Source organism: Vallitalea sp. (genome assembly GCF_025211055.1).
In the GTDB taxonomy this organism is placed as follows: domain Bacteria; phylum Bacillota; class Clostridia; order Lachnospirales; family Vallitaleaceae; genus Vallitalea.
The window spans coordinates 1-26426 of sequence record NZ_JAOARO010000084.1 but is presented as its reverse complement, the minus strand read 5'-3'; the positions used below and the strand labels follow the sequence as shown (position 1 = coordinate 26426).

Annotated in this window: 17 protein-coding genes and 1 riboswitch; of the genes, 3 read left to right on the top strand and 14 right to left on the bottom strand. The window is 29.5% G+C overall.

Going from position 1 to position 26426, the window contains the following annotated elements; all coding sequences use genetic code 11:
• Positions 1-127: 127 nt before the first annotated feature.
• The 13 genes from N4A55_RS12000 to N4A55_RS11940 all read right to left on the bottom strand — a co-directional run bounded on the left by N4A55_RS12000 (position 128) and on the right by N4A55_RS11940 (position 14994).
• Positions 128-805, bottom strand: a complete 678-nt coding sequence (locus N4A55_RS12000; RefSeq protein ID WP_293756645.1) for a response regulator transcription factor — start codon at positions 803-805, stop codon at positions 128-130.
• Positions 806-1236: 431 nt separating this feature from the next.
• Positions 1237-2193 carry a DUF4003 family protein gene (locus N4A55_RS11995; protein WP_293756642.1) on the bottom strand — a complete coding sequence of 319 codons (957 nt, stop codon included), beginning with the start codon at positions 2191-2193 and terminating at the stop codon, positions 1237-1239.
• A gap of 52 nt (positions 2194-2245) precedes the next feature.
• Positions 2246-3436, bottom strand: coding sequence for a class I SAM-dependent rRNA methyltransferase (locus N4A55_RS11990; RefSeq protein WP_293756640.1), 1191 nt, complete (start codon positions 3434-3436; stop codon positions 2246-2248).
• A gap of 20 nt (positions 3437-3456) precedes the next feature.
• The gene (locus N4A55_RS11985) at positions 3457-4497 is read right to left on the bottom strand and encodes a TRM11 family SAM-dependent methyltransferase (RefSeq protein WP_293756637.1); all 1041 of its coding nucleotides are present in this window, start codon (positions 4495-4497) and stop codon (positions 3457-3459) included.
• Between the two features lie 396 nt (positions 4498-4893).
• Positions 4894-5277, bottom strand: coding sequence for a VOC family protein (locus N4A55_RS11980; protein ID WP_293756634.1), 384 nt, complete (start codon positions 5275-5277; stop codon positions 4894-4896).
• 94 nt (positions 5278-5371) lie between these two features.
• Positions 5372-5851 (bottom strand): 23S rRNA (pseudouridine(1915)-N(3))-methyltransferase RlmH, encoded by a 480-nt coding sequence (gene rlmH, locus N4A55_RS11975; RefSeq protein ID WP_293756632.1) that lies wholly within the window; start codon positions 5849-5851, stop codon positions 5372-5374.
• Positions 5852-5948: 97 nt separating this feature from the next.
• The gene (locus N4A55_RS11970) at positions 5949-7235 is read right to left on the bottom strand and encodes a UDP-N-acetylglucosamine 1-carboxyvinyltransferase (RefSeq protein WP_293756630.1); all 1287 of its coding nucleotides are present in this window, start codon (positions 7233-7235) and stop codon (positions 5949-5951) included.
• 154 nt (positions 7236-7389) lie between these two features.
• Positions 7390-8292, bottom strand: a complete 903-nt coding sequence (locus N4A55_RS11965; RefSeq protein WP_293756628.1) for a hypothetical protein — start codon at positions 8290-8292, stop codon at positions 7390-7392.
• 44 nt (positions 8293-8336) lie between these two features.
• Positions 8337-9746 (bottom strand): hypothetical protein, encoded by a 1410-nt coding sequence (locus N4A55_RS11960; RefSeq protein ID WP_293756626.1) that lies wholly within the window; start codon positions 9744-9746, stop codon positions 8337-8339.
• A gap of 42 nt (positions 9747-9788) precedes the next feature.
• Positions 9789-10571 (bottom strand): hypothetical protein, encoded by a 783-nt coding sequence (locus N4A55_RS11955; protein ID WP_293756624.1) that lies wholly within the window; start codon positions 10569-10571, stop codon positions 9789-9791.
• 213 nt (positions 10572-10784) lie between these two features.
• Complete coding sequence (locus tag N4A55_RS11950; RefSeq protein WP_293756621.1) at positions 10785-12533, bottom strand: ATP-binding protein; 1749 nt, start codon at positions 12531-12533, stop codon at positions 10785-10787.
• Between the two features lie 24 nt (positions 12534-12557).
• Positions 12558-13244, bottom strand: coding sequence for a response regulator (locus N4A55_RS11945; protein WP_293756618.1), 687 nt, complete (start codon positions 13242-13244; stop codon positions 12558-12560).
• Between the two features lie 163 nt (positions 13245-13407).
• Positions 13408-14994 carry a M23 family metallopeptidase gene (locus N4A55_RS11940; RefSeq protein WP_293756616.1) on the bottom strand — a complete coding sequence of 529 codons (1587 nt, stop codon included), beginning with the start codon at positions 14992-14994 and terminating at the stop codon, positions 13408-13410.
• Positions 14995-15565: 571 nt separating this feature from the next.
• Between N4A55_RS11940 and N4A55_RS11935 the strand changes: the two genes are divergently transcribed.
• Positions 15566-18970 (top strand): Ig-like domain-containing protein, encoded by a 3405-nt coding sequence (locus N4A55_RS11935; protein ID WP_293756614.1) that lies wholly within the window; start codon positions 15566-15568, stop codon positions 18968-18970.
• 388 nt (positions 18971-19358) lie between these two features.
• Positions 19359-20180, top strand: a complete 822-nt coding sequence (locus N4A55_RS11930) for a hypothetical protein (RefSeq protein ID WP_293756612.1) — start codon at positions 19359-19361, stop codon at positions 20178-20180.
• Between the two features lie 89 nt (positions 20181-20269).
• On the opposite strand, the gene N4A55_RS11925 is transcribed toward N4A55_RS11930, so the two are convergent.
• A complete protein-coding gene (locus N4A55_RS11925) occupies positions 20270-24607 on the bottom strand; it encodes a fibronectin type III domain-containing protein (protein ID WP_293756609.1) in 4338 nt (1445 codons plus the stop codon).
• A gap of 287 nt (positions 24608-24894) precedes the next feature.
• Positions 24895-24977: riboswitch (cyclic di-GMP riboswitch) on the bottom strand.
• A gap of 338 nt (positions 24978-25315) precedes the next feature.
• On the opposite strand from N4A55_RS11925, the gene N4A55_RS11920 reads away from it, so the two are divergent.
• The gene (locus N4A55_RS11920) at positions 25316-26248 is read left to right on the top strand and encodes a hypothetical protein (protein ID WP_293756606.1); all 933 of its coding nucleotides are present in this window, start codon (positions 25316-25318) and stop codon (positions 26246-26248) included.
• Positions 26249-26426 lie beyond the last annotated feature (178 nt).

Below are 26426 nucleotides of genomic sequence, written 5' to 3'. Positions count from 1 at the left end.
AATAACAACCAATAAGTTAGTACTAATTATATTTTTTACAAATTAAACCTATTTAGTCATACTAATTAAAGTATCTCACATATTTAGTTGTTATACAAGAATTTTTATACATTATATATAATTAGGCTTATTTAGTATCGAACTTATATCCAACTCTTACAACAGTATGTATGTATTTTGCTCTTGATTTCAACTTTTTCCTAATTTTCTTGATATGTGTATCAACAACTCTATAATCTCCAAAATAATCATAACCCCAAATAGTATCAAGTATTTTTTCTCTTGTAAGTACTCTTCCTTCATTTTCTATTAGAAAAACTAGTAACTCATATTCCTTTGGGGCAAATTCTATCTTTTCCTTATCTAACATTACAGAATATGCAGCTTTATCAATTGTAATACCTGATTTATCAATAATATTTTTTAATCTGTCATCTTTATTAGTAACTCTTTCTAGTAATCTTTTACTTCTAGCCAACAATACTTGAATATTAATGGGTTTTATAACATACTCATCAACCCCTAATTCAAAACCTAATAATTGATCTTCATCATCATCTCTTGATGTAAGCATTATAATTACAACATCAGATTTTGACCTTATTCTTCTACATACTGACCAACCGTCTAATTTGGGCATTACAATATCAAGTAATACCAGATCAACAGAATTTTCTTCAAAAATCTCTAGAGCCTCCTGTCCATCGGCAGCTTCTAATACTTGAAATCCATTATCCCTAAAAGTAACAGATATCAAATCTCTCATAATAATTTCATCTTCAATAACTAAAACAGTTCTTTCCATAACTACTCCTTCTTTTTAAGAAATAAATATCAATCATTTAATTAGGATCTACTTTATATTTTTCTAATTATCAAATAAATCATGTCGTTTTTTACTTATACCAATATATACTATATCAAAATATATTTCAACTAAAAAAAATTATAATCACAAGTATAATTTTATCCATAAATAAGTAGCTACAATACAAACTTTTAAAATTTATACTCAGCCACTTGTTAAATACATTATAATTTTGCAAAATCAAATCCGTTACATCATAAGTGTGTAATATGCAATTTAAATGAAATCAAATATGTTATTTTAATTATTATTTCACAAAAATTGTACATTATATAATGAAAAAAATCAAGGAAATTTTATTATTTTTTAGGTTAATAATTAATACTGTATAATTGATATTTCTAAGTTAAAAACTATTATTCAGTATATTAATCTGTAGAAATAATTTTTGATAAAATAGCTACCAATAAAGAATACTGAAGATTAGTTTGAAACTGGTCATCACCAATATAATATAGAGTATGACTATTATTGTCTTTTAGGTCAAGAACTGTGAATATTGATACCACTAAATTAAAATTTTTATTCTTTTTAAAGTATTTAGTATTATTTAATAAGTGGTATATTTCTTTTATCTCTATAATCTCTAATTCAATATCTTCTAACACTACTTCACTCATCAATCCTATAAGTGCAAAAATAACTCCTTTTATTTTCATGCCTTTTTGTTTCATTAATTTATAGATAGTAATACAGTTATCAATAACTATATCCCTTTTGTCTTCTGTTACAACCAATGCAAGAACATGAGATAGTAATTGCAGATTGTTGCCTCTTCGAAAACAATCTTTAGCTAAATTCTTATAATAATAATCTATCTCTTCCATTAATTTATCTGTATCTTTTCCTGCTTCAGACAAAAGAACAGAAAAAGTATAATCTTCCTCTCCAGTAATGAAGGAATGATGGTCCTGCATATCATAATATATATCTCTTGATGCCTCTAAACGCTTCTTGACATCTTCTTCGTCTAATAAAATAAATGCAATAAACAAACTATACTGGGAATATAAATCAAATTCGTTAACTAGCTCTATATTATCTAATAAAAAGCTTATCTTCGTAAATGGATAATCATATTTAATTATCAGTATGGTAGCAATTATGAATCTTAGCTCACCACTAAGAGGCGAAAAACCAACTTTGCTCTTAATCATTTCACTCATTTCATCAAATAATTCTAATTGAAAAGGTCTATTGGATATAGAATATAATAAAGCTACTATTTTTATTGTTTCATTAGATATATCTTTGTCTAATTCAGATTTTATTTCATTATAGATACTAAGATAATTATTTATTATCTTTTTATTTTTTGCATCCATAGCTATATCCTCCCTTACCTTATCATAATGCTACCTTTTTCTATGAATTATATTATGATTTTTTTATAAATAATACTTTTAGGTAGTTACTCTCTTTATATTTAGTATTAACCTTAAAATCAGTTGGTAAATAAAATTCTTCTATAATATTATATTCAGTATTTGTTTCATGGAATGCTCTATCTACAAATTCTTTAAATCTTTTCATATCGAAAGAACTACAATTAGTAGATGCTATTATTATACCACTTTTTTCAGTTATTAAGATAGCTTCTTTTAATAAATTTGTATAATCTTTTGATGCACTGAATATATGCTTTTTAGATTTGGCAAAACTAGGTGGATCTAGAATAACTAAATCGAATAGTAACTGTTTTTTCACTGCATATTTAAAATATTTGAAAACGTCTTCTACTATTATATCCTGCTCATTGGTATTTATGTTATTGATTGCAAATTGCTCAATAGTTTTTTTTCTGCTTCTATTAGCTAAATCTACACTGGTAGTTTTCTTGGCTCCACCTTTTGCAGCAAAAACAGAAAAAGCCCCTGTATAAGAAAATGTATTAAGTACATTTTTATTCTTTGCATATTTTTCTTTTATGATATTTCTAACATCTCTCTGGTCAATAAAGAACCCTACCATTGCCCCTTCATTAAGATATACAGCAAATTTCACTCCATTTTCTTTAACGATAATAGGAAAATTACCTCTCTCCCCAATCACAAAATCATCATCATCTATATATTTACCACCATCATTAAATCTCTTCTTCTGATATATACCTTTATAATCAGTTAGCTCAGATAACGCCTTGATGATGTATTCTCTAAACATGTAGATTCCTTCACTATACCAATTGATTAAATAATAACCATCAAAGTAATCTATCGTCAATCCACCAATATTATCTCCTTCACCATTGAAAAGACGAAAAGCTGTTATATCCTGATTATTATAAAATTCCTTCCTTAGAGTAATAGCCTTATCTAATCTATCTCTAAAAAAATCATAATCTATCTTGGTTTGCTCATTATACGTTAATATCCAACCATTACCTTTATTCTGCTTACCATAATATCCTTTTGCAATGAACTTATTGTTGTGGTCAACAAGGTTAATGACCATTCCTTCATGAGTGAGCTTATTAGTATCAATTACAGCATTTTTTTCAATTAGTGGATATCCTTTAGTTATTTTATTTATAAAATTTTTCTTTAATCGTATAGTAGTCTCTTTCACCTGATTCATCCTAACTTCATCTATATTTTATTATACTTAATAGCAACTATCAAGTTTCTATTAATTGATTGATTAACTCTATGTAAATAATCATCATAAGGTGATTCATCTAGCACTTTGAATCCATTTTCTTGAAATACTCCTGAGATATCTTTATATTTCATGGTAAACTCATTATAAGATAAAACCATACTTCCTTTTGTCTTCAAAGCGTGATTCCAAGCAGGGATAGCTGTCTTAATAAGCTCTAATGGGCTTCTTGAGATATTACAACCTTTATTGTTTTTACTTCCATGCTGAACTCCATATGGTAGATCAGATACGATTATATCACATGATTTTTTCTTTATTAGATGATTAGCCAATGTTGTGTCAGAATTAAATAATTGAAGCATTTGAGTGTTTCCATTAGTATAATCTGTTTTATCAGCTGCTGATGTAAGGGTAAATACATCTGCAATTTTTTTACCTTTTGAATTCGACTGCTTAGACTTAATAATCTTATGCTTATATCTTCCTTCTTTCAAAAACCTAAAAAGATATGTTCCAATTTCCTTCGTCCACTGTCCATTTATTTCTATCCCTTTAACATCATAACCTCTGATGAGTCCTTCATATAGAGTGGTTCCTTTACCACACATAGGATCAAACAAAGTAATCTTTTTGCTGTCTGTATTACATGAACTAATAGCTAGATTCACCATAAGTCTTGTAAATTGTTCATTTGTTTTTCCATTATATTTTAAAATCTGAACCATGCTCTCAGGGAAAGTATGAAAATCAGGAACATTAATAGGTCTTAAGAGTTCACCATCTACTTGTTCAAACAATGCATAATAAATAGAAGAAAATCCTAAAACTCGAAAATCTTCCTTTTTCAATTCTCTATCTGTAGTAAAACTTATTGAAGCTGGAAGTCCTAGGTGTGCTTCTTCAATATTATTGATCTTCATATCGTATGCTCCAGCAATCGCTTTAATCTCTGAAACAGCAATTTTAAGTGCTGAATCAAAATAAATACGATTATGCCCTGGATTTGCAAGTATTACGTATTTATTCATATAGAATATCCTTTCTTCCTTGTAATTATTATTTTAATTCAAACCAATCACTTATTAATTTACTTTGTTGAAAGCCTCTTCTCTTATACATATCATAAGCTAATCTAATACTTGTTACAACTGACAATCTAATTTTCATCACTTTTTTTATGCCACCTTCAACCCATGGGATTGTTATCCAACTCTTTGAGAAAGCTCATCTAATTGGTTGCATTTCATTAACAGCTTTGTATATGGGGATTCTTTTAATACCTTGAAGCGAAATCTTAGAAGATCATTAACACTTGGAGCTTTTTGATTACCAATCTCTATAAGAGCCTGTTGCAAATAAGTTTCAAAACAATATATTTTGTTCCTCTTCCTTGAAATGTCGATACAATGTCATACGTACCAAAATTATTTATGATACTTTTGATTTATTACCCATACATGATTATACTTATCTGAAAAAACTGCATTTTTCGCTGGAATTTCTGGGAAGTCTTTAATAGGAGAAATTACTTTCCCACCCTCTCTAACTACATTATCAAAAAACATTTCAATATCATCAACAATAAGATTTAACCATAAAGATCCTGTCCCAACTTCCCCAGGAGCAATTAATCCATATTCTTTGTTTTCATTTAAGACTCTAATTTCTATATTGCCTAGTTTCATTATTGTCTCATTCATTTCAGTCGTTTCATCAGTTTTTGATATTATTTCAGCTTTTAGTAATTTATCATAATAATCACTAGCTTCTTTTGCATTACTCACAACCATGTTAACTTCTACTCTCATTTATACACCTTCCTTTTCATTTTTTAATCCTATACAAAAAGCATTCCACAAATCTATGAATATGCTTTCTATCACCATCATCTACAAACCGCTCTTACTTATGATAAGGTTCACCAGTATTAATTCTAAAACTTCTATATATCTGCTCAAGCAATATAACTCTCATCAATTGATGTGGAAAAGTCATTGTAGAAAAACTTAATCTATAATCAGCTCTATCTAAGACCTTTTCCCATAGTCCTATTGAACCACCGATAATAAATGTAATATGGCTTTTCCCCTCTAGTCCTAGATTACTTATCTTCTTTGCCATTTTCTCAGATGTTAACATGTTTCCCTCTATCTCTAGTGCCATTACATAAGAGCTATCTTTTACATTCTTTAATATTTTTTGTCCTTCTTTTTGTTTTATTAATATTTCCTGGGTAATAGACATTTTATCTGGAGTCTTTTCATCCATCACTTCTATAATCTCTAACTTACAGTATTTGCTTAATCTTTTACTGTACTCATCAACTGCCATCTTAAGATACTTTTCTTTTAGTTTTCCAACAGTAATTATAGTTATTCTCATCCTACCATCCATTCATAAATATTTATTATATATAATTGATACAATTTAAAAAAGGACTTATTAAAAGTCCATTTTTTTATTATTATTTTAATTATTACTAAACCACCTTGAACATTGATTTCTCAGTTTTCTCTGCTACTCTAAAAATATCTGCACCAAGACTAGTTAGCTTTTGTTCAACATGCTCATAACCTCTGTCAATATATTCTACATTGGTTATTACTGTTTCACCTTTAGCTGCTAATGCGGCTAAGATCAGTCCTGCTCCTGCACGAAGATCAGGTGCTGCAACTTCTGCTCCAGTCAATTGCTTGACCCCTTCAACAACAGCAGTATTGCCTTCTACTTTTATATTAGCTCCCATCCTGTTCAATTCATCAGTATAGGAGAATCTGCTTTCAAAGATACTTTCTGTCATAATACTTGTACCAGATGTCTTTGATAATAGTGCAGTCATTTGGGGCTGCATATCAGTTGGAAAACCTGGATAAGGCAATGTTTTTACATGTATATTTTTTAATGGTTTATTAGCTGTAACACGAATAGCTTCATCATATTCTTCAATAACTGCACCCATTTCAATAAGCTTGGCTGAAATAGCTTCCATATGCTTAGGTATTATATTGGTTACAGTTACATCTCCACCAGTTATAGCACCAGCAATCATATATGTTCCAGCTTCTATTTGATCTGGAATAATCATATATTCTGTTCCATGTAGTTCATCTACTCCAGCTATCTTAATCACATCTGTACCAGCACCTTTTATCTTAGCACCCATACTGTTTAAAAAGTTAGCTACATCAACAATGTGTGGCTCTTTTGCTGCATTCTCAATTACAGTTGTTCCTTCTGCAAGAACAGCTGCAAGCATTATATTTATTGTAGCGCCAACACTACTCATATCCAAGAATATATTAGTACCTATTAAATCATCTGCCAAAGCCTCAATTATACCATGCTTAACCTCAACTTTTGCTCCTAATGCTTCAAAGCCTTTAATATGTTGATCAATTGGTCTACTACCTATATTACATCCACCTGGTAGTGCTACTTCTGCTTCTCTATATTTACCTAGTAGAGCTCCTAACAAATAATAAGATGCTCTTATCTTCTTAATATAATCATAATCAACTTTTAGATTGTGAATATTTCTGGTATCTACTTTAATTTTATGTTCATCTATATATTCTACTAGTACACCTAGTTGTTCCATTGACTGCAATAGAACTTTAATATCTCTAACACATGGTACATTCTCAATTATACAAACATCATTGGCTAGAATTGTAGCTGGTATTATTGCAAGAGCCGCATTCTTTGCACCACTAATAAAAACTTCACCAGTTAACTTTGTATTGCCCTTTATCACTAGTTGTTCCACTTTTACACCTCTCTTAAGTAAACTTTACCACTATTGGGCAGTAAAATGTTATTATTTCAGACGTTTCATTCCATCTAGTCTAATCTGCGTATTTTTTTAACCAAAATAAATTATAGCACACTTTACTAATTTTGTAAAAGTAGTATTTTATACTCTAATTTTCATCATCCTCTAGGTCAAATATACCTTTTGTGTAGAATGTATCTTTATTCGTATACGCATTAATATAATGGATCTCATTATTACCAAGCCTTATTCTATACCATGGTTCTGCTTTCATGATAGTGTTTGCATCAGTAATATCTTCTTCTTCAACATAATAACCAATATCTATTCCCATTATTTTTATAAGTTCATTATTATCCTTTTGCCTGATATTATGCATGAATTTATATAAAACTTCATCTATGGGATAGATTTTTTTACTATCACCTACAAATCTAATAGGTTCATAACGATTCTTTACCCTTGCCATTACTTTACCGCTCTTATAAAAAATAATACCTGCAGTATTACTGAATATAGTTTCATCTCTATAGCTATCATTATATTCTATTTGGTAATAACTGTTATTGTCATCAGGCTGATAGCTAGTTAAATTCATATTGCCTTCAATAGTTAGTTTTTTCATCAAATTCTTACCATACTTTTCTATTGTTGAATTGTCAAAATTCTCGGCTATCTGATTATCAAAACTGTTAGAATAAAATATAGTACCCTTCTTAGTTCCCTGGTATATAATAAGGTCTTCGTTTTCTTTGGTATATCGGTGATCTAGATTTTTATATGTAACAATTACATTACCAAATAACTGTTTCCTAATTTTATCTTCATCTATATTCCGAAATTTTACTTCTATTCTTTTCCTTGGACGAAATTCAGGTAATAAACAATATATATAAATATCATTCTTACCTAATGTTTCTCTAAGTTGTACTTTTTTCTCAGAAGTTATAGAATAGTCTTTCTTACTCTTATATTCATACATTCCATAGAGCACGACATTAGCAATTAGAAATAAAATTATAAAAATATTTAGTATCCTGCCAAAATTCATATCAACACCTACTTATTACTAAATAGTAAAATATTTTTTATTCACTACTCTTGGTCAACAGTTCTTGCACTATTATTAAAAATTATATTATCAGTAACTACTGTCCAATTCAGTTTCATGTTTTCTTCCAAATAATTAATCTTATACCCAAGAAACATGTTGTTTATTTTCGTTCCTTGCTCTTGGGGATATTTCTCCAACATACCATTTATAACGCTAATATAATCCACGCTGAATTTTTCAGGTGGTTTAATAAAATCATCTAGCTCCAAGTCTAGTATTATTCTCTTATAATTAATAACTTGTCCATCCAATACGGTTATCTCCATAGGATATCTCATATCAAGGGTTTCTAGATAATCTTTTGGAACATTAACATTAATATCATTATACTTATAAGAAAAATAAAATTTAGTTTCATTACCTGAAACAACATAATTAGTTAATGAATATTCTTGTTTATTAATAATCTTATCTTTCTTGTTGATAAACTTTTCTGTTATGTAGTATGAGTCTATTATAGATAGGTCTTTTCTATTTTGAAAATCATTATTAATATATTCAACTACACCTTTAGTATCATAATATACAAAAACACTTTCATCCGTATATGTAAATTTATCTGGGTCTTCATCATTAGCTAATTTCCATTTAATATTATTCTTAAAAAAACCATTAACATAGTCTTCTAACAAATTACTATCTAATTCTTCTTCAGAATAGAAAGGTTTTTTAAAATATACTACATCCGTATATAGAGAACCTTTTTCTGGCAGTAATACATTATTAGTAAATAAATCAAGACCCATATTTCTGGTTGACATAAAACTAGGAAGCACTTGTTTTTTCTCTATATCTTTCATTGATTGAGAAAGACTATTATTAGAGACTTCAATATCTTTTCTTTTTATTCTAAGTGCTTGAATATCGTTATAATATTTATCGTTAATAAAATATACAAAAACATATTCATTTAAACCATCTGTTGGCACAATAATAATCTCATTAAATTGATCTATATTACTTTCAAAATCTAGATTCTTAATATTGAGGTCTTTCGCTAGCAGATTAGATTCTATTAGAAATGGATACTTTAATAGTAGATTACTTTTATTCCATAAAACATCTGTAGGAATCTCCTTCTCAACAATTTCTCCATAAGCTACTATTACTTTTAAAAAGTTTATAGAATTAATGAATAGTTCTTGAAATTTTTTATTAGTTTTTTTAATTAGGGAATATTCTTCTTCAGGTGAGTATAATGCCATTGTATCAGGCTTAATAAAGTAATATCCATCGTCTTTTTTACTTTCTTCTGTAGGAGTATTATAATTTATTATATCATAAAAAAGGTTGTGGTCCGACAAATCATCAAACCATAACCTTGTTGTCTGATATAAACTAAACACTATTAATGCTATTAAGATCACTGTTTTTAGTATATTTTTTTTCATGGAAATCACACCATTACTTTTTTCTATAATCCTTTAATCATGTTAATTAGTTAAATCCCTACTGAGATTCTTAAATAAATCGAATGAGCTATCGTCAACAGATTCTTCTGTTGCTTTTTTATTAGAATCATCATCTTGTTCCTGATTAACCTTAAATTCAATTTCTATATTTTCAAGTTTTTCTCTTGTTTCTTCTTCTTTTCTATTAAGAACATAAACTCTATATTCTATATTATTATCTTTCATAACTGCAATGCAAATATAATTAATTCCAATAGTATTAAGTTCAATTGTTTCATCAAATATCTTAGAAAGACCTATTGTCTCATATTCAGATTGATATGTTATATTGAGTTTCCCATCTTCTGTCCAACTATCATAAACCATGATACCAACAGTTACACCTTCTTCACCATTACCAGAAATCTTCTTGGTAGATGAAAATGTTGGTGCGACATTAATAAAATTACTATCTAACTTTTGAGCATTTTCATCGCTGTCCTTAACATCAAAGCCCTTATTTAACTTTAGATATGAAAAGGAATTTATCTCTTCCTTAACTACATCTGAATCTTCTTTGTTAGTATCGGAAATATCTTTATTAAGGTCTATATATAAATCAGTCATTGGATGATTTTCCATATTATCTTTAGTCTCATTATAAATAAATTCAGCTTCATCTAATTGAAATTCTTCAAAGAAACTTAACTTCTCAGTTTCTTGACTATTCTCTCCATTAAAATCTGGGGCTGCACATGTAATTATTGGCATACATAGGACTAAAAATGCACTTATTATAATTATTCTGATTGTTTTTATACACATATGCTTACCTCTTTCATAAAATATTTCTTATTATATTAATTATATCTCTAATTAACCTATATTATTAAAGATAATTGGTTATTGAATAATAGATAGTATAAGAGGAATATGAACAAGGAACTATATTCCAACTATTATCTAATACAATTATACTAGATAAATATTACAATTTTATTACAATGAGTTAACTATTACATAACAATATAAAAATCTCTATACCTCATATGGAAAGTACAGATAAAAACAGGTTCCAACCCCAATTTCACTAGTAACATTAATATGTCCACCATGATAATCCATAATCTCTTTTGCTATAGCAAGTCCAAGTCCAGTTCCTCCCATAGCTCTAGAACGAGCTTTGTCAACACGATAGAACCTATCAAATATTCTAGTCAAGTCTTCATTTGGAATACCCATTCCTGTATCTTCTATCATTACTACTACGTAATCACTTTCTTCAAACACATTTATTGTTATAGAATCTCCTTCATTACTATATTTTACTGCATTTGATATGATATTCTTAATAACCTGTTCTATTCTATTGGCATCACCAATAATCTTATAATCCGTTTCAGTTGAATTATAGACCATTGTTTGATGTTTCTTCTTCGCATGAATCTGGAATTTATTGATACTTCCTTCTACTATATGTGATAAGTTAATAGACTGCATCTTGAATTTCGTCTGCTTGTTATCAAGCCTTGAAAGTTCTAACAAGTCTTGTACTAGAGCTGTCATTCTATCACTTTCATGATTAATCACATTAAGAAAGTCTACTGTTATCTCTCTATCATCTAATGCTCCATTAATTAATGTTTCGGCATAGCTTTTAATAGTTGTAAGAGGAGTCCTTAATTCATGAGAAACATTTGCCACGAATTCTTTTTGCATTTCCTCTAGCTTTTTATGTTTTGTTATATCTTGAATAACACATATACTACCCATAATATTCTCATTCTGGTCCAAATAAGGTGCAAAACACAGATTGACATACTTTTCCTTTATTCGTATGATATGCTGCCTTATTCCCCCCTTTATGTGCGTTAGAAGTCTATCATAAGTAATATCTAGATAATCTCCAAATATTTCTAAGAATGTATTCTTGTTCGTTAATCCTATAAGCTTTCTAGTTGCAGGATTACTATGTATCAGTAGCCCCTCAGTATCAAATACTAAGATACCATCTGTCATATGAGCAAAAACTGTTTCTAGTTTATTTTTTTCACTGGATATCTCCGTTATATTATGATTAAGTTCTTTTGCCATAATATTAAAATTCTTTGTTAGCTCTCCTATTTCATCGTCAGATAGAACTTCAATAGGATTATCTAGATCTCCTTCTGACATATCTCTAGCTTTATTGGATAAAGCAATAATGGGTTTTGTCAAGAAATTAGAAAACAAGAATCCAAATGCAATGGATAAGATTATCGCAAACATAATGGCTAAAATAATTATTTTGATTGTACTATATAAATTCACCTTAACCTGCCATGATGGTGCTAACATATAGATAACAGCCACTACTTCCTCATTAACTTTTATTGGTTTTGCATAACCAAGATACTCTTTATCATCATCTTTATTTCTCTCATATACTTTGTCAAATTCTTTTATAGTCTTATCATCAATGGCTGCCATAACCATAGGTGTCAGATATGTCTCTTGGACTATTTTTTCTGCATATATTACTTTTCCACTGGTATCAAGTAAAAATAATTTTCTTTCACTGTCTCTATACTCTTTAATAGCATTTTCCCATTTGGTGATAGCATCCCCTTTGGTATTACTCTCACCTATAGCTTCCATACTCGTGGAAATAGATTTTTTCAAACTACGCTCTATTTCTTTATATGCATTATTACTAATTTGTGTAACAATCATAGTTCCACAAGCGATCATCACGATTAGTACTAGAAGTACATATATAGTAACCATTCTCCATTTTAAGCTTTTCATTCTCATCTCACCTAAATTCCTAGATTAACCTTTAAAATAGTATCCAATTCCTCTTTTTGTTAATATAAATTTTGGTTTACTAGGTACATCTTCTATTTTTTCTCTTAATCTTCTTATGGTTACATCTACAGTTCTTACATCACCATAGTATTCATATCCCCATACTTTTTCTAGAAGCTGTTCTCTAGTGAATATCTGGTCTTTTCTAGTTGCTAAGAATTTTAACAATTCATATTCTCTAACTGTTAGAGCTATAGGTTTATCATCTATCTTAACTTCATAACGATCAACATTAATACTCATATTATCAAAAACCATTATATGTACATCTTTTGTGTCTTTACTATCTAATACAGTTCTTCTAAGGTTAGCTTTTACTCTTGCCATTAGTTCTCTTACACTAAATGGTTTGGTAACAAAATCATCAGCTCCAAGTTCAAGTCCTAGAACTTTGTCTACTTCTTCTGCTCTCGCTGTCAACATTATTATAGGTGTATCATATTTATTTCTTATCAGCTTACATACTTGAAGTCCATCTACCTTAGGCATCATGATATCAAGTAAAACTAAGTCTGGTTTTTCTTTTTCAAATATCTGTAATCCCTCTTCACCATCACATGCGGTTATAACACTGTAACCCTCTCTTTGAAGATTAAATTTCAGAATATCAACAATTGCTTTTTCGTCATCTACGACTAGTATTTTTGACATGTTAACTCTCCTCTCACGTATTCCCATTATATTACGATTTAATTAATTATCTATGTTTATTATTTTATCAAATAAAACTCTTCATGTAAATAAAACCAATACTTATACATCAAAAAACTCACCCTAGGGTGAGTTTTGATATTAAATACATTATAATCATTTCCTAATCGAGATATTTCTTTGGATTAGCTGCTACATTGTTGAATCTTATTTCAAAGTGTACATGAGGTCCGGTGCTATTACCAGTACTTCCTAGTTTAGCTATCTCTTGATATTGAGATACTTTCTGACCTTTTTTCACGACTACTTTGCTACAATGAGCATATCTTGTCATAACACCATTTCCATGGTCGATGTCTACAGTATAACCATAAGTTGAACTCTTCCATCCTGCGAAAGTTACTGTTCCACCATCTGATGCTCTAATAGATGTTCCTACTGGTAAACCTCCTAGGTCAAGACCATGGTGGAAACCTCCACGTCTATATCCGAATGGTGATGTAATTATACTTCCTACAACAGGGTATATAAAATTACCTGTTGAACCTTTTGAAGGGAATGGTTTTATACCAACTTCTATTACTTTTGCTTTTGGTTCTTTTATAACTTTTTCATCAATAACTGTTCTTGACTGCTCATAACCATTAACTTTTGTTACTACAGCAGTTACTTGCATTTCACCTTCCATACCATACTCAAGTACTGTAGTTGTACCATTGTACTTGTTCTTATTCTCTACCTTTTCAACTGTATATTGTATAGGTTTTGAATAGATTATCTTTTCATCACAAGCAACTGATAGTTCTGGCTCTGGAACAGTTACTGTGATTTCCTGTCCGATATTAATATATTTCTGTTTTTCTAACCCTGGATTAAGTTTCATTAATTCAGAGAGTTTCATATCATTTTTTTGTGCTATTTCTGATAAAGTATCTCCTTTAGCAACTGAGTATACTTTTTCTTCTTCGTTTTCTTTTGTAATGAGTTCAGTAGCATCAGTAACATTAGCTATATCTGCTCTATCAACAAAACCTTTTACTATCTGAACAGTTTCTGTAAAAGAAACACCAACAGTTTCTATAGGAATTTCTGCATCTTTCTTATCAGATGCACTTTCTTTTTTTATATTTGAAGTTGTCTTGAATATTCTTTCAGTTGATCCTATTTCGTTGTAATTATTTTTCTTAGTAATTACTGGCATTCTAACTGATGTTGTATAAGGAACACGTACTAAGTCAATATCATAATTATCTGCTTCATTAATATACATACTCTGTGCCCTTTTCAATACTTCCTTAACATCATCTTCATCTTTTAATGCTACCTGAAAATCATCACCTATCTTAAGAATGTATCCTTTTACCTCAAATGATTCCTTATCATTTGCCAAGGCAGTTCTTAGATTATTCAGTAGTGTATCTTCATCAGTAATCTGCTTATCGTCAGCATACTCAAGATAATACTTAAGTTCTTTGTTAACCTTCATATGTTCACCATTAGCATCTTTCATCTCGGCTTTAGCTATAGAATAAACTCTATCTGCAACAGATTTGTCATATACAATACCCATACTGTTACCATCATATACAACATTATAAGAATTGGCTGTTGCTGTTGCCTTAGTTTCAATTTTGCTAGAAATAAATACGTTACCTATTGTAAAGAATATAAATAGGGAACAAAATATTAATATTATTTCTTTTTTATATTTAAATAAAATATTTTCTTTATATTCTGACGCTCCATTCATAAATACTTCCTCCGAGTAATACTTTTTAAATCATCCTGTAACACTTCTGTAATATTTGTAATTTAATTTTACCAAATAAATTGGTAAAAGTAAAGCTTTTTATAAAAATTAGGTAAATATCTCATATATTGGTATAACTAAATACCTATAATTATTAAAACTTATATTACATTTTTGTAATATTATCACCAAATCCTTTCCATTTTTTATCACTCATAACCTATATTTTTCCCATAAATACATAGTTTTAATACCCTTCATTTATAACCATATTAACCACCTCTTATATCTTTTGGAAGATTTTGCGAGTTGATATTTTAAAATTTGTCTTATACAATAATTATTGTAATGGTTAACATAATCAGTCTACATAATAACCAAAACTTGATTGCAAGTATATTTTTTTGCAATCACCTATATAAGTTGTACATATCTAATGACATGGCACTGTCATTTTTTACTCTTTAACAACTTATAAAACCAAAGATAAAAAATCTGAACAACTCTATCGGTACTATAGAGGAAAAGTTCAATAAACTAAAAATTAATTTAATAAGGAGGAAAAGAAGTAATGAAAAAAGCAATGAGAAAAGTCATAGCGTTTGCACTTGCTGCATTCGTATTATTTTCAACTGTTCCTAGTTTTGCAGAAGCGTCAGTCTCTGATCAAGCGAAACTGGACAAACTCGAAGAACTAAACGTAATTAAAGGTGAGGGTCATGGTATAGACGGTACTAAGACTATGACTAGATATCGTTCAATCGTAATGTTACTTAGACTTTTAGGTCTTGAAGATGAAATGTTAGCATTCGATTACGAAGGAAAAGACTCTTTTGCTGATGCAGAAGGACAAAATGGTTATCAACAAAGATTGATGGCATACGTGAAAGCTACTAAAGAATTAGGTATTGTTGGTTATCCAGATGGAACTTTCAGACCATACAGAGAAGTTAATTCACAAGAATATGCAAAAATCTTATTAAAAGCTTTAAGCTACACTGAGCCTGACGATTATACTTGGGAAACAGTAGCTGCAAAAGCTAAAGAAATTGGTTTAGTAGACTCTGCAAGTGATATTAACTTAACTGATGAATTTATGGTTCTTGACCTTGCAACACTTACTTATGATGCATTAACTATAGTATCTAAAGGTGATAATGTTACATTAGGAGAAAAATTAAGTCACCCTATCGTAATTACTTTATTAGATATTAACTCAGTTTCATCATTAAATTCAACAACTCAAGACATATCTCTTAACAAAGCTATGTCAATAGCTCCATCAACTAGTGTATTTACATTAGTTGACGAAGACAATAAAGCTTTTGATGTTCTTAGTACTTCTCTAAGAGCTAATGACACAATGGTAAGAATTACAACAGCTCCATTAAAAGAGAATGCTCTATACACTCTTACTTATAATGGCGTTTCTTACAAATTCGTTGCTAAAGATGCTGATACTAACAAACCAGAATTACAATCAGCTGTTGCTTTAACAAACACTACTGTAAAATTAAACTTTAACGAAGAAGTAGACGTTAACGCTCTTATTACATCTAATTACAAAATTAATGATTTAAATGTATTAAAAGCAGCTTATGACGTTGATGCAGATGAAAACCCAATCAAAACAGTTGTAATATTAACTACATCATCTCAAACTCAAGGTACTATCTACAAAGTTGAAGTTTCTAACGTAACAGATTTATCAGGTAATATAATTAACAGTGATAATGATAGTTTCCAATTTGGTGGTTTAGCTAAAGACGAAGCAAAACCAGAATTACAATCAGCTGTTGCTTTATCTAATACAAGTGTTAAATTAACTTTTAATGAAGATATGGACGAAACTTCTGTTGAAAACATAGCTAACTATACAATAGAAGGAATCAATATCCTAAAAGCTGAAAGACAAACTGCTAAAAACGAAGTTATATTAACAACTACGGCTCAGACTTCTGGAACTATCCACAAGGTTGTTGTTGTTGGAGTCAAAGATGTATCAGGTAATATAATTAACTCAGATAATGATGATTTCTTATTCGCTGGTCTTGCACCAGATACAACTAGCCCAAGATTAACTTCTGCTGTAAGTTTAACTAACACTTCAGTTAAATTAACTTTTGACGAAGATGTTAATAAAGTTACTGCTGAGAATATTGCTAATTACGATGTAGAAGGGTTAGTAATAACTAAAGCCGAAAGACAAACTGATGAGAATAAAGTTGTTCTTACAACATCTGAGCATAAAGCTGGAAAGTTATACAAAGTTAACGTAACTAATGTTACAGACTTATCAGATAACAAAATTAATTCAGATCATGATGATTACTTATTTGCTGGATTAGGAAAAGACACTACTGCTCCAAAAGTATCAGGTGCTGTATCAGTAGATAACAAAACTGTAAAAGTAACATTTAACGAGCCAATGGACAAAATTACTGCAAAATTACCATACAACTACTACTTTGGTTCAGAACTTGGTTATCCAACAAAAGTTGTTAAAGACACTGTAGTTACTGATGGTACTGTATGGGTATTAACAACTGGTATTCAATCCTCAAAGATATATACTGTTGATGTAACAGGTGTAAATGATCTTAGCGGAAACGTTGTTGACGAAGATAATGATACTTCTGAATTTGCAGGAATTGGTTCTGCGGACGGAACTGCTCCAAAATTAAGTTCTGCTGTAGCAACTAATAATAATACTGTTGTTGTTAAATTCAACGAAGAAATTGATAAAGATACAGTAGACGCTAACGACTTTACTTTCACAGTAGAGACAGGTACTGAGAATCAAAGTAATAAAATTGCAGATGCAGCTAATCCAACAAAAGCATCTGTAGCAGATGATAACAAAACTGTAACTCTACAATTTGCTACTGCTACTATGTCAGCAGGTGTTATCTACAAAGTAACTGCTGCTAATATTGATGATACTACTGGTAATACAATTATAGTTGGTACTAATGATTCAGCATTATTTGCTGGTACTACAGCTGCTAACGATGCTCCAAGAGTATTATCTGCTGTATTATTCAATAATCAAACATTAAAGATTACATTTAGTGAAGCCCTTACTTTATCAAGCGCACTTGATAATACTGACTTCAGTATTACTCCATCTGATAGTAATGTTACTTTCACTGGTACTGTTAATAAAGTAGTAGTCAGCTCAGACAAAAAATCTGTGACAGCATATTATACTGGTGACACTTTTGAATCAGGTAAATTATATACTGTAACTGTCACTGCTACTAAGATCAAAGATTCTCTAGGAATTGCTTCTTTAGATACAACTAATAAGAGAAATGAAGCAGTCTTTGGCGGAATTAATAGCGGTGTAACTAGTCCTAAGATATCTGGTGTAATTGCTATTGATAAAAATACATTAGACATAATCTTTGACCAAGTTATTGAATCTACTTTAGATTCATCTAATGCTGATGATATAATCGTTAAGTACAATGGTTCAGCAGTATCCGCAACTGACGCTTTAGTTAGAACTGAAGGAACTGATGGAAACAAATTACGTGTATTCTTCTCAGGTACACCATTTGATAGTAGCAAAGTATATGATATAGAATTAGATGATAGTAAAATTGTCAACAAAAATGGTACTGCAATGAGTTCTTCTGACAATAGTGCTAAATTCGCTACAGTAACTACTGAAAACAAAGACCCTGAATTAGCTAGTGCAGTTGCACTTTCTAAGACTCAGACAAAAGTTACATTTAGTGAAAAAGTACAAGGTGTAACTACTGGTGATACTGCAGGTGAGTTTACTCTTAGTGATGGATTAACCGTTACTAAAGTCGAAGCTGGTTCAGATGGTAAATCATTTACATTAACTCATGGCTCTACTACAACTAATGATATGATTACTGTTTCTATATCAGCTGGTTCAATCAAAGACGAAGCTGGTGTTGGAAATGTAAATACTTCTAAAACAGTTAAGTTTGTTGCTAAATAAGTAAAACAATAAGATAAAAGGGTTATCTCACTAATAGATGAAAATCTATGGTGGGATACCCTTTTTTATTTGTAGTATTTTGGCGAAAATTGTATGAAAATAGATTTAAAAACTATTATATAAAATAAATATTAAAAAAATGCAAAAAATAATTGAAATATTTATATTAAAGAGTATAATTGATTGTAAAAAGAATAATATTATTAATATTTTATCGAAACGCAACATAAAAACGCTCAAATTTTACTTATCATATGAAAGTTACATAAATATTTTAAATAGTTATTAATGCTGCAGCTTAATATAAAAATAATATTCATATACAGTTATTGAGTATAACTCTATAAAATAACTAAAATAAAAAAATAAGGAGCGAATCTAACAAATTATGAAAACAAAATTAAAAAATAAAATAAGTTTGTGTTTGGCAATGCTATTAGTAGTAATTTCTTGTAATTTTAATGTATATGCTGCTGGAGAACAAATTACTGGTCAGGAAAAGGAAAGTAATAACACTTGGGATACCGCTAATGTAATAACTTTAGGAACTCCTATTGAAGGTACTGTTAGTAGCAGTAATGATATAGACTATTTTTCATATACTCCAGATGAAACCAAAAAAATAACTTATATCTTTATAGATAATAATAATAACACTTACAATCTATACATATTAGATAAAACAGATAACAATAAGATAGTGGATTATGCTACTACTAGTGGTGTTTACCAAAAAGAATTTAAATTTCAATATAACCATGAATATATTATGAAAGTCAGCTCTAACAGTGGAAGTAACCTACCCTATCAGTTAGCTGTATACGGAGAAAGAATCAAAGAATCAGTATGGATAGGCGATCAAGAAGTTGAATTTAATGGTGATTTAGAATACGCAAATATTTTAAAAAACCCTACTGCATTAGTTATGGGTAAATTTACTAGTTCAGAAGATCACGATTATTTCCGTTTTACACCTGACAAAAGCGGTACTACAAAACTAGCTTTCCACCCTTTTAATAGTGGAAATTACTTTATCTTCTTATATGATGCTATTAGACAAAATTACATATATGAAGGTAATATAAGCTGCGATGGACAATCATCACATATCATTCAATATGATGCAGTGAAAGATGGACTCTACTATGTTGCAATAGTTAGTACAGATAGCAGTACTAACAATAGACAATATTATATACAAAATTATTAATTATACTGTTAGAGTTAAAATTTAAACAAATAATTAAAAAAGGACATACTCGTTAAGAGAAATGTCCTTTTTTAATGTATGTTGTTATATTATTTTTTTTTCATAACCTTAATACCTGCCCCTATGAATGTAGTTCCAAATAAATAGAATAACTGAGCTGGTATTCCACCTGTTTTTGGAAGTTTATTAGCTGTTCCTAGAGGAACTTCTCCATCAAGGATTTCTATTATTTCTTCACCCTCAATAAATTCTTCTTTGTCATTATCTGTATCAGTATCAGTTAAATTACCTTCTGGAATTGGTTCTTCTGGTATTTCTATAAATGGCTCATCTGTTGCTGGCTGTTCTATAGGTTGTGGTTTTACTGGCTCTGGATCTTTTTTTGGTTCTTGTGGTTCTGGATTACCTGGTATATATGGAGGTGCATATAAAAATGATGCAAATATATTTAAATTTCTTTCTGCAGTAAACTCCATATTACACGAATAAGTTAGTTCACTATTCAATCTTGTATATCCATTTTCTTTACTAAATATATACCAACCATCAAAAATATAATCTTTAGATTGTTCAGCCTTTATTACAACGCTATCACCATATACATATTTAAATGATTCACTATTTTGTTTTATGCTACCCCAATCTTCTTTACCGGGCATTATCACAGCTTTTATATTATATTCTCTTTTTCCAAACTCTATAATCATACTCTTATTATTATTCATTTCTACATTTACATAATAGTCTCCATCTATTTGACTAATAGGATACTCTACCATAGATGAACTTGGATTCTCTAAAGAATTAACTAAATAAGCAACCGGATAGTATCCTTTATCGGGAACAATTTTAAATGTTGTCACATAGTCTTCTATAAATTCACCAGTATATCTACCACTAACTGCTGAATCAATAGATAACTCGAATTCATTAAGGTGTCCATTATTCTCTACATCTACAGTTAATATATAAGATACTATATCTTCGAATAAAGGTAAAGGTCTCCTATTTTGATTCATAAAAACTATCCTAGGGTTAGGATAATTAGTTAATACATTCCATTTCTTAAACTCATCAAATGTATTATGAGGTACACCTTTTATCGCTACTATAGTACCATAATCATATTTAACATCATTTCCTGCAACACATTTTTCAAAAGTAATTTGTGAATTACTTTCCAAGTTATTAACATACTCCTGCCACTTATTAGCTAACTCCTCAGTAATCTTATTATTTTTATTTTTCTTCATATAAGATATTGTGTTATTAATTTCATCTGTTAATAACTCTTGTGGAATTACCGCAACTTGAAGCTCTCCAAGCAGACTATTAATCTTGGAATTTGCCTCAATATTAAATTGCTTAATATTAAATTCAGCTAGGTATGTTTCATTGCTAGTAACTGGAACTGTTATTTCTTTATTATTTGAAACAAACTCTTTATTTTCACCAACTACTCTATACCATTTAACTAAGTACATATCATCTGTTCCATCTTTTTCTGGTACAGCTTTCATTGTAATATTAGTATGAATATCACTAGTCAATTGAGCTAATAAGTTATCACCTGAAACAACACCTGCATTACCACCTTCTGTGTAATTAACTGTTGTAGTAAATTGTTTCAAGCTATATGATGCTGATACTGTAACATCGGTATTAAAGTTATTAATCGTTAATACATTTCCATTAATACTATAATTGTCTTCATTTAATCCATTAACTGTCCATACTAGATTATCATAATTACTACTGATTGGACTGGAAGTAAATGTGATTGGTACATTATCTGCTAAATATAAATCCGAACCATAATTATCTTCTATAATCTGTGGAACTTTTTTCTGTCCAGAAATAACAACCTCAGCATTATTTTTAACAACAGTAATCTTATGATATTCTGGTATATCAATTTCTACTTCTAAACTTGAACTATCTGTTAAGCTTGCTGCCCAAGTATATTTATGCATATCAATTAAGTCAAATTTGTAAGTTAGGTTATTTAGATCAGTAAGTTCATTCCATGTAGGAATTGTTAGTGTATGAATGCCAGATAAACCTGGATCTGAAGGTATATTAATATGCCCTATATCATCTGACTTTTCTCCATTAACATAAACCCATAAATCATATAATTTAGCTTCTTCATTATCTCCATCAATACATGTCATTCTAGTATTAATATTGATACTTTCACCTGGTTTTGCTGTAATAGTATGGCTATGTGAGTAATCAATTTCATCTGTACTAGGATTATCAAGTTCAATAGTACCAGTTCTTACATCATCCATTAATTCTCCTTCTTCACCATAAGCAGTACCATCTAGTGAATAGAATTTATAGCCATAAATATCCTCTTTAGAATTAAAATATATTTCAATAGTTATATTATCAGCTATTCCTGTTTCATAATGATTTTTTGCTGCCCCTTCTATTCTGTCAAATTCATATCCTCGATATGAGTAAGCTGATAGATTAAATCTATCAGCTACTATTGAAGTTATAATCTTAGCAAAATCATAATTTCCATCTGTACTATTTATTAAGTTATTATCAAGATATACTTTTATAGTAGCTGCTTTAGTTACTAATTCAGTTTCAGCTTCTTCACTAGTCATAAATAAATTACTTGCAGTTACTTTATAGATATATTTAGTACCTGGAGTTAAACTATTATCAATTACATAATATCTATTAGTTACATCATCAAATTCAATAGCCAAACTATGATTTAATAGAACTCCATTCTCATCATATACTTTTATATCATAATCATTTGCATTAGCTAATTTCTCCCAATATACTTTTCCTGACTTCATGGTTACATCTGTTGTATTAAGTACAGGAGCATCTAACCATACATTAGAAACACTTACTTTGATATTTTGTGTAGCTGAATCTAATATTGTTTGAGGATCATCATTATATTGATCTACTAAATCAAACTCTAGATTTTTTGAATAAGTTCTACTACTAACATCAAATACAAAATTATTATCTAACTCAGTTTTAGTACTTGGTATAGTTATTATATCTTGAACAGTATAAGGGAAATTATTCTCGGCAAATAATGGACTGTTAGTATTATGTCTATATACCTTAACCTCATTTAAACTATTGCCGCCATTATCACCACTAATCACATTGTATCTGAATTCTAGATTAACGTTGTCACCTACTTCATATATATCTTTATTTGGTGATATATTCAATCCTGCATCTAATGGATTATCCTTTGGATCATGTCCATGACCTACTATTCCTGCAAAACTTCCATCTGCTGGATAGTAGTCTTTATCATATACCTGATCTTTAGATTCAAACACAACCTCTATAATCTCTTTTTGGTTAATAGTAATATCCATATTTTTAAATTGATCTTGTGGCTCATATCCTTGATAAGAATATGCCTTTAGATTAACAGCAGTACCCTCTTCATATATTGCACTATATCCATTATCTACTTTGGTACCATCAATATATACTTCTCCTAGTGAATTATCATAATTTACAGTAAGTGAATATATGGTTTCAACTATTGGAGTAGCTTCATATCTTCTATTCTTGTTAACTTTATAATCAACATCTGTATTAAATAATGTTGGTCTTCTTCCTATACGTATATCACTTTTACTAAAAATTGATTCAGAACCATTACTAGTGTCTGTTATTTTCCAACCTACAATTCTATGACTTTCGTCATTAGCTGTAGCTGTTAACTTATATCTATAATTTTGTTCTTTTTCAACTTTGACATCAGCACCAGTTACTTGATTTACTGCTAATGTAGCAGATTTATTAATTATCCAACTAATAATATACTCATTTTCATTTAACATTATAGCGGATAACATATCCATATCTCTACTAGCACTTTCTATTTCATCTAAGTTCTCGGATTCATCTAGTTTATCCTCTGACTCACTTGGATTTTCTCCTGGGTCTTCTGGTTTTTCAGCTGGTTCTTCAGGATTCTCCACTGGCTCTTCTGGGTTCTCCACTGGCTCTCCTGGATTCTCTACTGGCTCTTCTGGGTTCTCTACTGGTTCTCCTGGGTTCTCCACTGGCTCTTCTGGGTTCTCCACTGGTTCTCCTGGATTTTCCACTGGCTCTTCTGGATTTTCCACTGGCTCTTCTGGATTTTCCACTGGCTCTTCTGGATTTTCCACTGACTCTCCTGGATTTTCCATTGGCTCTCCTGGGTTCTCTACTGGCTCTTCTGGATTTTCCACTGGCTCTCCTGGATTTTCCACTGGCTCTCCTGGGTTCTCCACTGGCTCTTCTGGATTTTCTGTTTCATTTTCTGATATTATAATATTACCAGTTAAATCTTGTTGTTCTGTTTGAGCATATACTAAATTGCTCGTTAAGTACATGAAGGCAAACAAAAACACTAACGATTTCTTTAACAACTTCTTTTTCAACTAATCACCTCTTATAATAGTTTTCTGTCCTTCTTTCTTATAGAGGTAGGCTCTCTATTTTCAGCCTCGTTTTTTTTGGAACGTGGTTAACCTTAGGAAAATCATTATCAGTCTTATTTTGAATATAATATTGTCAACATGATGATATTTATTATTATGTTGTTAATATTAAAATATATTACAACTAAAGCAATATTGCTTTATTATTTTCGGAATCTAATAATTATAAAATTATATATTTGCTAGTTTTTGGCAAAACAAAAGCTGCTTTGAATATATATGTAATTCAAAGCAGCCGAACTGTCATAGTATTTTACCTTAGACTCTAGCTTTGCGTCCTTACTTTTCAGTAAGTTTGCCTTTTATTATAATTTATATATTAATAATAACATGCAACAAATTAATAGTCAATATATGTTTTTTTATAACATTAAAATTTTATAACATATGTATTAAATACAACTTACTAATCTATATATAATCTATATATAATCTATATATAATATTTATATTAATAGTATCTAAATCTAAATTTCAGGTATTATATAACATTTTTTCTTCTATTAGTTTGTGTCACACAAAAATTAAAATATTAAAAACGGATATAATGACAACTTTCGACAAATTATTTTCAATATATATGTTATATTATCAATGAAATTTCTGTGCACAAGATTTCAAAATTATTCAAAGAAAGGATATTATGACATGAAAAAATTTATTAGTATCATTTTATTAATCGCATCATTAACAACAATCTTTAGTTTATCAGTTTTAGCTGAAGAACAAAATGCAACTGACTTAACAATAAAATCAGTCATAGCACTATCTAGTACAGAAGTAAAAGTATTTTTTGATGGTATTGTAGATATAAATAGTGTTGAAGATATAGCTAACTATGACATACACCCCTTTAATTCTAATACATCTATAGACATATTAAATGCTAAATATAATTCAGAAGGTAATGCAATTATATTAAAGACATCAACTGATTTTGCTGCTGGTATACTATATAAACTTCAAGTAAATAATATATGCTCCAATACAGTTACTAAAATTTTTGCAGGTATAGCACCGAAACCTGAAATATCAATAAAATCTGTAACTGCTATATCAACAGATAAGGTAATGATTTTCTTTGATGGAAATATTAATAAATATACAGTTACAAATCTATCAAACTATGATATTTACAATAATGACCATATAGGTATCACAAATATAGAATATATTACCTACGATAATGCTGTTTTAATTACCACTGCAACTGATTTAGAAGTAGGTATGTTATATAAAATTGATATAAAGAATATATGTTCAGAAGGAAACGTAACATATTATTTTGCTGGTACAACTAGTAAACCGGAAGTATCAGTTAATTCAACTATTGCTTTATCCAATACTGAATTAAAAGTATTTTTTGAAGGTGATTTAGATATTTCAAAAGCAGAAAATATATCTAATTATTATATTATTGATAATCCTGCCGAGATACTTAATGCTAAATATAATAAAGTTGATAACTCTATTATATTAAAGATAACTTCTGGACTAGATGCTGGTCATCTTTATAAATTAGTAATAAGTAATATATGTAATGATGGTACAATAACATGTGCCTTCGTTGGTACGGAATAAACTATAAATAACTACAAATAGTTATTAACATATATAGCAAAAGGGGCTGTCGTTAAATAGCGATATTTGAGCTCTTAAATAAGAAATAAGTAAACCCCGCAAGATTAAGCTGTTTTGTAAGCTTATAATTCTTGTGGGTTTCTCTTTTGCTCTTATTACTTTCTATTACTTGCTTATT

Bases quoted from the DNA above. Each gene is read 5' to 3' on its own strand.
- N4A55_RS11955 (WP_293756624.1), bottom strand. From the start codon at position 10,571: ATGTGTATAAAAACAATCAGAATAATTATAATAAGTGCATTTTTAGTC.
- N4A55_RS11930 (WP_293756612.1), top strand. From the start codon at position 19,359: ATGAAAACAAAATTAAAAAATAAAATAAGTTTGTGTTTGGCAATGCTA.
- N4A55_RS11940 (WP_293756616.1), bottom strand. From the start codon at position 14,994: ATGAATGGAGCGTCAGAATATAAAGAAAATATTTTATTTAAATATAAA.
- N4A55_RS11965 (WP_293756628.1), bottom strand. From the start codon at position 8,292: ATGAATTTTGGCAGGATACTAAATATTTTTATAATTTTATTTCTAATT.
- N4A55_RS11935 (WP_293756614.1), top strand. From the start codon at position 15,566: ATGAAAAAAGCAATGAGAAAAGTCATAGCGTTTGCACTTGCTGCATTC.
- N4A55_RS11960 (WP_293756626.1), bottom strand. From the start codon at position 9,746: ATGAAAAAAAATATACTAAAAACAGTGATCTTAATAGCATTAATAGTG.
- N4A55_RS11995 (WP_293756642.1), bottom strand. From the start codon at position 2,193: ATGGATGCAAAAAATAAAAAGATAATAAATAATTATCTTAGTATCTAT.
- N4A55_RS11980 (WP_293756634.1), bottom strand. From the start codon at position 5,277: ATGAGAGTAGAAGTTAACATGGTTGTGAGTAATGCAAAAGAAGCTAGT.
- N4A55_RS11985 (WP_293756637.1), bottom strand. From the start codon at position 4,497: ATGAATAAATACGTAATACTTGCAAATCCAGGGCATAATCGTATTTAT.
- N4A55_RS11920 (WP_293756606.1), top strand. From the start codon at position 25,316: ATGAAAAAATTTATTAGTATCATTTTATTAATCGCATCATTAACAACA.
- N4A55_RS11945 (WP_293756618.1), bottom strand. From the start codon at position 13,244: ATGTCAAAAATACTAGTCGTAGATGACGAAAAAGCAATTGTTGATATT.
- N4A55_RS11950 (WP_293756621.1), bottom strand. From the start codon at position 12,533: ATGAAAAGCTTAAAATGGAGAATGGTTACTATATATGTACTTCTAGTA.
- N4A55_RS12000 (WP_293756645.1), bottom strand. From the start codon at position 805: ATGGAAAGAACTGTTTTAGTTATTGAAGATGAAATTATTATGAGAGAT.
- rlmH (WP_293756632.1), bottom strand. From the start codon at position 5,851: ATGAGAATAACTATAATTACTGTTGGAAAACTAAAAGAAAAGTATCTT.